The following is a 7,709-nucleotide window of genomic DNA, read 5'->3' as shown; positions in this document are numbered from 1 at the left end:
TCACCGTGCCGGAAGCGTGCTTTTCCCCCAGCACACCGGGGAGATGGCCTTCCCGGATCAGCCCGTCAATGATGTCCTTCGGGAAGCAGTGGGGCTTGTCGGGAAAATAGCCCCAGTTGAACATCACCGGCACTCCTGTCAGTTCCCAGTGGCCGCTGAGGGTATCCTTGCCGCTGCTGATCTCTTTGGCATAGGTATAGGCCCCGGCCAGGGGTTCCGGACTGCCGATGGAATGGGCCAGGTCCTCCCCGGTACTCCTTTTGTGGGCCAGTTCCAGCCCATACCGGGCCAGGTTGGGCAGGGCCAGGAAGGACGCTCCCGGGGCCTGCTCCTTCTGCCGGGCAAACCAGCGGGCAATGTGGCCCAGGGTATCCGCTCCGGCGTCTCCGAATTTTGCCGCATCAGGGGCGCCCCCGATGCCAAAGGAATCCATCATCAGGATGATGCACCGTTTCATTTCTTTTCCTCCCTTCCCAACAACTCGTTCAATGCCCGGCGGACAATGGTCTGGAACCGGTTCTCCGCCAGCCGGTAGATTTCCGGCGAGGCAATGCTTTCGCTTTCCGTCCGTTTGGCCACCACCCCGCACAAGCTGGCCGCCTTCAGGCCCAGGGCCTGGGAGGTGACGAACACCGGGGCGGTTTCCATTTCGTAGTTGGTGACCCCCAGCTGCTGCCATTCCTTCATGCTCCCCTGGAACCGGCGGAGTACATAGCCGGTGAAGCTGTCGTACCGTTCCTGGCCGGGCCAGAAGGTATCCGAGCTGCAGCAGATGCCCACCTGATGGGGCACGTTTTCCACCAGGGCCGCATAGGCCAGCAGCTGGGTCAGTTCAAAATCCGCCACCGCCGGGAATTCCAGGGGGGCATAGTGGGAGCTGGTGCCCTCCAGCCGGACCGCTGCCTTGATGATCACCACATCTCCCAGTTCCAGGCCGTCCTGGATGGAGCCGGTGGTCCCCACCCGGATCACCCGTCTGATCCCCAGCCGGGCCAGTTCTTCCAGGCAGATGGCGGTGGAAGGGCCTCCCATACCGGTGGAGCACACCAGTACCGGCCGGTTCTGGACCTGGGTGAGACAGCTGGTGTATTCCCGGTGGCTGGTCAGATCCACCGTAGGGCCCATGGCTTCCGCCAGAGACCGGACCCGTCCCGGATCCCCGGGCAGCAGGGCCGTATCCGCTCCCATCAGCCGTTCCCGGGACAGCTGGGTATGATACATGACTTCATGAGGTTCCGCATAATGACGATCCATGGTATCACTTCCTTGGTTGCAGTTCTCTTTCTCTTTATTATACGAAAGAGCAGGACCCTTGTTCAAGGTCCCGCTCCCCCTGTTTTTGGCCCTTCAGGCCTTTCCTTCTTCTTTTTCCATGGTTTCCCGCACGGTTTCCTCACAGGACCGCATGGCCAGGATGCTCTGTTCGAACAGTTTGTTCAAATCCCAGCCCAGCATGTCCGCCCCCTGCTGGATCACGTCCCGGCTGCAGCCGGCAGCAAAATGCTTGTCCTTGAATTTTTTTTTCAGGGACTTCACTTCCATATCCTGGACGCTTTTGCTGGGGCGCATAAGAGCCGCTGCCCCGATGAGCCCGGACAGTTCGTCCACCGCATAGAGGACCTTTTCCATTTCCTCCCTGGGTTCCACATCGCTGCACCGGGGCCATCCGTGGCTGGCCACCGCATGGATCAGCCGGTCGTCCCAGCCTTTTTCCTTCAGGATCTCCGCTTCCTTCCGGCAGTGCTGTTCCGGATATTTCTCAAAATCCAGGTCATGGAGCAGGCCCACCATGCCCCAGAAGTCTTCCTCATCCCCATAGTCCAGTTCCCGGGCAAAGTACCGCAGGCAGCCTTCCACCGTCAGTCCATGCTGGAGATGGAAGGGTTCCTGGTTGTATTCTTTCAGCAGTTCCCAAGCTTCTTCGCGCGTATTGGCCATTTCTGTCTCTCCTTCCAACGTCATTATCCCCAGTATACCACAAGGAGTGGATGAAGGAGAAACAAAAGTTCCGGAAGAAGCACATTTTTCTTTCAAAAACGTTCAAACCGTGTATTTTTTCACAGGAGGGCCGGCGCTATAATAAAAAGCTATAAGGGAGTTGATGAAATTGCAGGAACAGCAAATACGCAAACTGACACTGGCAGGGATGTTCGCCGCACTGGCCTTCGCCTGCTTCTCCTATCTCCGGATCGAGATTCCCATGGGTCTGGGACTGACCGGGAAGATCTACGTGGGCCACGCCTTCATCCTGCTGTCCGCCCTGGTGCTGGGGGCCAGATACGGAGCCCTGTCCGGGGCCATCGGCCTGGCTCTGGCGGACCTGCTGGCCGGGTACACCACCTCCGCCCCACCCACCTTCCTGGCCAAGTTCCTCCTGGGCTGGTCCACCGCCTGGGCGGCTCAGCACCTGTGCCAACTGGACCGGCTCACCGAAAACAGAGCCCGGCTCCGAGCCGCGGCCCTGGCCTCCATCTTCGGTTCCATGGTGAACGTGATCACCGAGCCCCTGATCCGCTACAGTTTCAAGGTGTTCATCCTGGGCCTGCCCCAACCAATCGCTTACGTAAGCGCCATAAACTGCGCCGTCAGCATGGCGGTGAGCAATGTGGTGTCCGTGGTGCTGGCAGTGGTGCTGTATCGGGTGATGGAGAAAAGCATAGGGCTGTGACCCACAAATAAAAAAGGACTGTTGCCCATGCAACAGCCCTTTTTTATTTCTACTTCGCATAATCCACTGCCCGGGTTTCCCGGACGATGACCACTTTGATCTGTCCCGGATATTCCATATCCTCTTCGATCTTCTTGGCCACATCGTGGGCCAGGATGGTGGCGGCATCGTCGTCCACCTTTTCCGGTTTCACCATGATGCGGATTTCCCGTCCGGCCTGGACAGCATAGCATTTCTCCACGCCGTCGAAGGACTCGGCGATTTCTTCCAACCGCGTCAGCCGTTTCAGATAGGTTTCCAGGGTCTCCCGACGGGCTCCCGGCCGTGCCGCAGAAATGGCATCGGCGGCGGAAACCAGCACTGCCTGGACGGATGTGGGTTCGCAGTCTCCGTGGTGGGACATGATGGTGTTGATGACGATATCGGATTCGTGATACCGTTTGGCCACTTCCGCCCCCAGGTCCACATGGGACCCTTCCACTTCGTGGTCCACGGCCTTGCCGATATCGTGGAGCAGCCCGGCCCGTTTGGCCGAGTTCACGTCCACCCCCAGTTCGGCGGCCATCAGGCCGGCCAGGTGAGCCACTTCGGTGGAATGTTTCAGCACGTTCTGTCCGTAGCTGGTCCGGTATTTCAGACGGCCCAGCAGCTTGATCAGTTCCGGATGGATGCCGTGGACACCCACTTCGAAGGTAGCCTGTTCCCCGGCTTCCTTGATCTTCTGATCCAGTTCCTTCTGGGCTTTTTCCACCATTTCCTCGATCCGGGCCGGATGGATCCGGCCGTCGTTGATCAGTTTCTCCAGGGCGATCCGGGCCACTTCCCGGCGTACCGGGTCGAAGCCGGAAATGATCACCGCTTCCGGCGTGTCGTCGATGATCAGATCGATACCGGTGAGAGTTTCCAGGGTCCGGATGTTCCGGCCTTCCCGGCCGATGATCCGGCCTTTCATCTCATCGTTGGGCAGGGGCACCACAGTGACCGTGGTTTCCGCCACCTGGTCGGCAGCGCACCGCTGGATGGCCAGGGAAATGATTTCCCGGGCCTTCTGGTCCGCGGTATCCTTGGCTTCCTGTTCCATTTCCTTGATCAGGCGGGCTTTGTCATGTTTGACTTCCTCCCGGACATTGTCCAGGAGTTCCTGCTTGGCTTCTTCACTGGTGAGACCGGAAATCCGTTCCAGTTCCACCATCTGCTGGTCGTACAGGGCATCGACTTTGGCCTGGGCTTCCCGCAGGCGGTTGCTTTGTTCCAGAAGTTTTTCTTCCTTCTTTTCATAAGCATCCATTTTTTTGTCGACGTTTTCTTCCTTCTGGACCAGACGCCGTTCATTTTTGCTGAGTTCCGCTCTTCTTTCTTTATTTTCCCGTTCCATTTCGGACCGGAGACGGTGGATTTCTTCCTTGGCTTCCAGCAGCGCTTCCTTCTTCTTAGCATCGCCTGCTTTCTTGGCATCTTCCAGGATCTGTTTGGCTGTCTCTTCTGCAGAGCCGATTTTTCCCTCAGCTACATTTTTACGAGCCAGATATCCGCCTCCAACGCCTAATAAACAAAGGACTACAGCAATAACTACACTCATGGGATCTATGATGAGCACCTCCTCTTTTGCGAATTTTTCATAAAACCCTACTCATACAACAAATAAGGCAACCAGAGGTCGCCTTAATACCCAATGAACGCGATTGGACAGAAATATTTTATAGTATTTTCACAGAGGTGTCAATAAAAAGGGGCTGTTGCCTGGGCAACAGTCCCTTTTTAGTCTCTAATCACTAGTCCCTAGTCTCTAGCCAGTGGAGGGAACCCGGTCTCGGGTTCCTGGGATTCCATTGAAAAATCTTCCAGGGCCATGGCGATGGGGCCGGTGCCGAAGCCCCGGCTGGCCAGCATCCGGGCCAGAGCGGCTTTGGCCTTTCTGGGGTCTTCCGGATATTTCCGCCGGATCTTGTCCCCCTGGGCCTGGGCCAGGGCCAGAGCCCGGTCCGTTTCTTCCTCTTCGGTGACTTCCCCCAATGCCTCCCGGGCGTCCTCCCCGGACAGGCACCGGCGGGTGAGCATCAGCCGGAGATACTGCTTTCCGTAGAACTTCTTCCGCCGCCAGGCATCCAGCACCGACCGGGCACACCGGGCATCATCCACAAAGTGATGGTCCGCCAGTTTCTGGAGCACCTGGTCCTGGAGTTCTTCCGGGCAGCCCCGTTCCCCCAGCTTCTGCCGCAGTTCCCGGGTACTGTGGTCCCGGAGGGCCAGCTTGTCCAGGCAGAAGTTGTAGGCTTCCGCATGGGTGGTCAGCAGCTTTTTGGATTTACTCCACATGGTCTCCGTCCGTTTCCGGAGTCATGACCAATTCATCCGGTTCCTGGGCGCCATCCTGTGCCTGGACCGGTTTCCCGTCCGCCGGCAGGCCGGCTGCTGCCCGGATCCGGGCTTCCACTTCAGCAGCCATATCCGGATGTTCCTTCAGGAAGGTCTTGGTGTTTTCCCGCCCCTGACCGATCCGCTGGTCTCCGTAGGAATACCAGGCACCGCTCTTGTTCAGGATGTTGTACTGGACACCCAAGTCCACCAGGCATCCTTCATGAGAAATCCCTTCCCCGTACATAATGTCGAATTCCGCCTGTTTAAAGGGAGGCGCCACCTTGTTTTTCACCACTTTCACCCGGGTATGGTTCCCGATGATGTCGTTGCCGCTCTTCAGGCTTTCCACCCGGCGCACATCCATCCGGATGGTGGAGTAGAACTTCAGGGCACGGCCCCCGGTGGTCACTTCCGGATTCCCGAACATGACCCCCACCTTTTCACGGATCTGGTTGATGAACACGGTCGCCGTACGGGACTTGGCAATGACCCCGGTGAGCTTCCGGAGGGCCTGGCTCATAAGCCGGGCCTGGAGCCCTACATGGGAATCCCCCATATCCCCTTCGATTTCCGCTTTGGGCACCAGGGCCGCTACGGAGTCGATGACGATAATGTCTATGGCACCGCTGCGCACCAGGGCGTCACAGATTTCCAGGGCCTGTTCCCCGGTATCCGGCTGGGAAATCAGCAGGTTGTCGATATCCACGCCCAGGTGCCGGGCATATTCCGGATCCAGGGCATGTTCCGCGTCAATGAAGGCCGCGTAGCCGCCCCGTTTCTGGGCCTCGGCGATCATGTGCAGGGCCACGGTGGTCTTGCCGGAAGATTCCGGTCCGTAGATCTCGATGATCCGGCCCCGGGGAATCCCCCCTACCCCCAGCGCAATATCCAGGGACAGGGCCCCAGTAGGAATGGTTTCAATGTTCATTTTGGCGCTGGCAGCCCCCAGCTTCATGATGGACCCTTTGCCAAAGTCCTTTTCAATCTGTTTCAGAGCCGCATCCAACGCTTTATTCTTATCCGCATCCAAACTCATGGTATCATCTCCTTGTACTGCAGTTGCTTCTATTTAGTATATAAACATTTGTTCGTAAAGTCAAGGTTTTCTGGGGAGATCTTTCAATTCCTGCTGGGTAAACACGTAGGATTTGTTGCAGTACTGGCAGTGGACCTCGGTCTGAGGGTCCTGGAGGATTTCTTCGAAATCCTTTTTGGACAGGCCGCAGAGCATGCCCGCCACTTTGTCCCGGCTGCAGCCGCAGTGGAAGGAAACCGGATGGGATTCCAGGATCTCCACAGGCAGCCCCTTGGCCACCTTCCGGATCATTCCTTCGGCATCCAGACCGGTCTGGAGCAGTTCCGTCACATAGGGCAGGGTCAGTATGTTCTCTTCCAGGGTCTTGATGGTCTCTTCCGAAGCATCAGGGAGCAGCTGGACAAAGTATCCGCCGGAAACGGCCACGGAGCCGTCCTTCTCAATGAGTACCCCCAGGGCCACGCTGGAAGGGGTCTGTTCCGATACCGCCAGGTACCGGGTAAGATCCGCGGCGATTTCTCCGCTTTTCAGGGTGGAGACCCCGGTGAAGGGTTCTCCCTGGAGAGGGCACCGGGTAACGGTGACCACCCCGTAATGGCCTACCCCACCGCCTACATCCAGCTTGCCGTTTTTCAGAGGCAGCATCACTTCCGGGTGCATCACAAAGCCCCGGACCTGATAATCCCGGGCATCGGCCATTACCTGGCCCAGAGGGCCGTCCCCCTTGAACCGGACCGTCACCGCTTCTCCCGCCTTCATGGTGGCCGCCAGCAGCAGGGCTCCGGCGGCGGTACGGCCCAGGGCCGCCGCTGCCAGAGGGCTGCAGTGGTGGATCTCATTCATGTGCTGGGTCAGGTGGGTGGTGGTCACGGCATAGATCCGGGCATCTCCGGCGGTGGCCTTGACTAACACATCTTCCATAGGCACCTCTTACAGCTGTTTGGCCAGGTTGACCATTTCGATCACGGCCATGGCCGCATCGGAGCCCTTGTTCCCGGCTTTGGTGCCGGCCCGTTCCACGGCCTGTTCGATGTTTTCCGTAGTGACCACCCCGAAGGCAGTGGGCACTTCCGTTTCCATGTTCACCAGGGCAATCCCCTTGGACACTTCGTTGCATACATAGTCGTAATGGCTGGTGGCACCCCGGATCACAGCCCCCAGGGCGATGATCCCGTCATACTTGCCGCTTTTGGCCATTTTCTTGGCGATCAGAGGGATTTCAAAAGCCCCGGGCACCCAGGCCACGGTAATGTCATCCCCATTGGCCCCATGCCGGCGCAGGGTGTCTTCCGCCCCGCTGAGCAGCTTGCTGGTGATGAATTCGTTGAAACGGGATACCACGATCCCGATTTTCAGACCTTCCGCTAACAGTTGTCCTTCCAGAATTTTCATTTTACATCCTCCACATCTTCATGTAATTCATGGCCCATGCGCACCTGTTTGGTGACCATGTACCGATGGTTGTAGCAGTTGTCTTTCATGATGATGGGCACTGTTTCCGTAATGGTGATTCCATAGCCGGAAAGGCCTGCCCGTTTGGCCGGGTTGTTGGTCATCAGCCGGATGCTGGTGAGCCCCAGGTCTGCCAGGATCTGTGCCCCGATGCCGTAATCCCGCATATCCGGTTTGAAGCCCAGCTTCACATTG

At 58.0% G+C, this 7,709-nt stretch carries 8 protein-coding genes and 2 pseudogenes; 1 reads left to right on the top strand and 9 read right to left on the bottom strand.

The features are described 5' to 3' along the window. The 3 genes and pseudogenes from QVO43_RS03285 to QVO43_RS03275 all read right to left on the bottom strand — a co-directional run. A pseudogene (locus tag QVO43_RS03285) lies at positions 1-457 on the bottom strand (phosphopentomutase); the annotation flags it as partial. After that, entirely contained in the window at positions 454-1,254 is an 801-nt protein-coding gene (gene udp / locus QVO43_RS03280; protein WP_022487171.1) for a uridine phosphorylase, read from the bottom strand. The gene udp and the pseudogene QVO43_RS03285, both read right to left, overlap by 4 nt. 93 nt (positions 1,255-1,347) lie before the next feature. Further along, positions 1,348-1,938: a metal-dependent phosphohydrolase gene (locus QVO43_RS03275; protein WP_022487170.1), complete on the bottom strand. Its 591-nt coding sequence runs from the start codon at positions 1,936-1,938 to the stop codon at positions 1,348-1,350. A 163-nt stretch (positions 1,939-2,101) separates the two neighbouring features. On the opposite strand from QVO43_RS03275, the gene QVO43_RS03270 reads away from it, so the two are divergent. Continuing rightward, positions 2,102-2,668: an ECF transporter S component gene (locus tag QVO43_RS03270; protein WP_022487169.1), complete on the top strand. Its 567-nt coding sequence runs from the start codon at positions 2,102-2,104 to the stop codon at positions 2,666-2,668. A gap of 49 nt (positions 2,669-2,717) precedes the next feature. Here the strand turns inward: QVO43_RS03270 and rny are convergent, their stop codons facing one another. From rny to QVO43_RS03240, 6 genes and pseudogenes are all read right to left on the bottom strand, one after another. After that, entirely contained in the window at positions 2,718-4,247 is a 1,530-nt protein-coding gene (rny, locus tag QVO43_RS03265) for a ribonuclease Y (protein ID WP_022487168.1), read from the bottom strand. 200 nt (positions 4,248-4,447) lie between these two features. Continuing rightward, positions 4,448-4,984 carry a regulatory protein RecX gene (locus tag QVO43_RS03260; RefSeq protein ID WP_022487167.1) on the bottom strand — a complete coding sequence of 179 codons (537 nt, stop codon included), beginning with the start codon at positions 4,982-4,984 and terminating at the stop codon, positions 4,448-4,450. After that, a complete protein-coding gene (gene recA, locus QVO43_RS03255) occupies positions 4,974-6,062 on the bottom strand; it encodes a recombinase RecA (protein ID WP_022487166.1) in 1,089 nt (362 codons plus the stop codon). Before recA ends, QVO43_RS03260 begins: the two co-directional genes overlap by 11 nt. Positions 6,063-6,122: 60 nt before the next feature. Further along, complete coding sequence (gene hslO / locus QVO43_RS03250) at positions 6,123-6,983, bottom strand: Hsp33 family molecular chaperone HslO (RefSeq protein ID WP_022487165.1); 861 nt, start codon at positions 6,981-6,983, stop codon at positions 6,123-6,125. A gap of 9 nt (positions 6,984-6,992) precedes the next feature. Beyond that, on the bottom strand, positions 6,993-7,454 hold the full coding sequence (ribH, locus tag QVO43_RS03245) for a 6,7-dimethyl-8-ribityllumazine synthase (RefSeq protein ID WP_022487164.1): 462 nt from the start codon (positions 7,452-7,454) through the stop codon (positions 6,993-6,995). Then, positions 7,451-7,709 (bottom strand): annotated as a pseudogene (locus tag QVO43_RS03240) (bifunctional 3,4-dihydroxy-2-butanone-4-phosphate synthase/GTP cyclohydrolase II); the annotation flags it as partial. The pseudogene QVO43_RS03240 and the gene ribH, both read right to left, overlap by 4 nt.

It is taken from the genome of Acidaminococcus sp. CAG:542, from assembly GCF_000437815.1.
In the GTDB taxonomy this organism is placed as follows: domain Bacteria; phylum Bacillota; class Negativicutes; order Acidaminococcales; family Acidaminococcaceae; genus Acidaminococcus.
The sequence above is the reverse complement of the archived record's forward strand: the minus strand, read 5'-3'. Positions and strand labels throughout refer to the sequence as shown.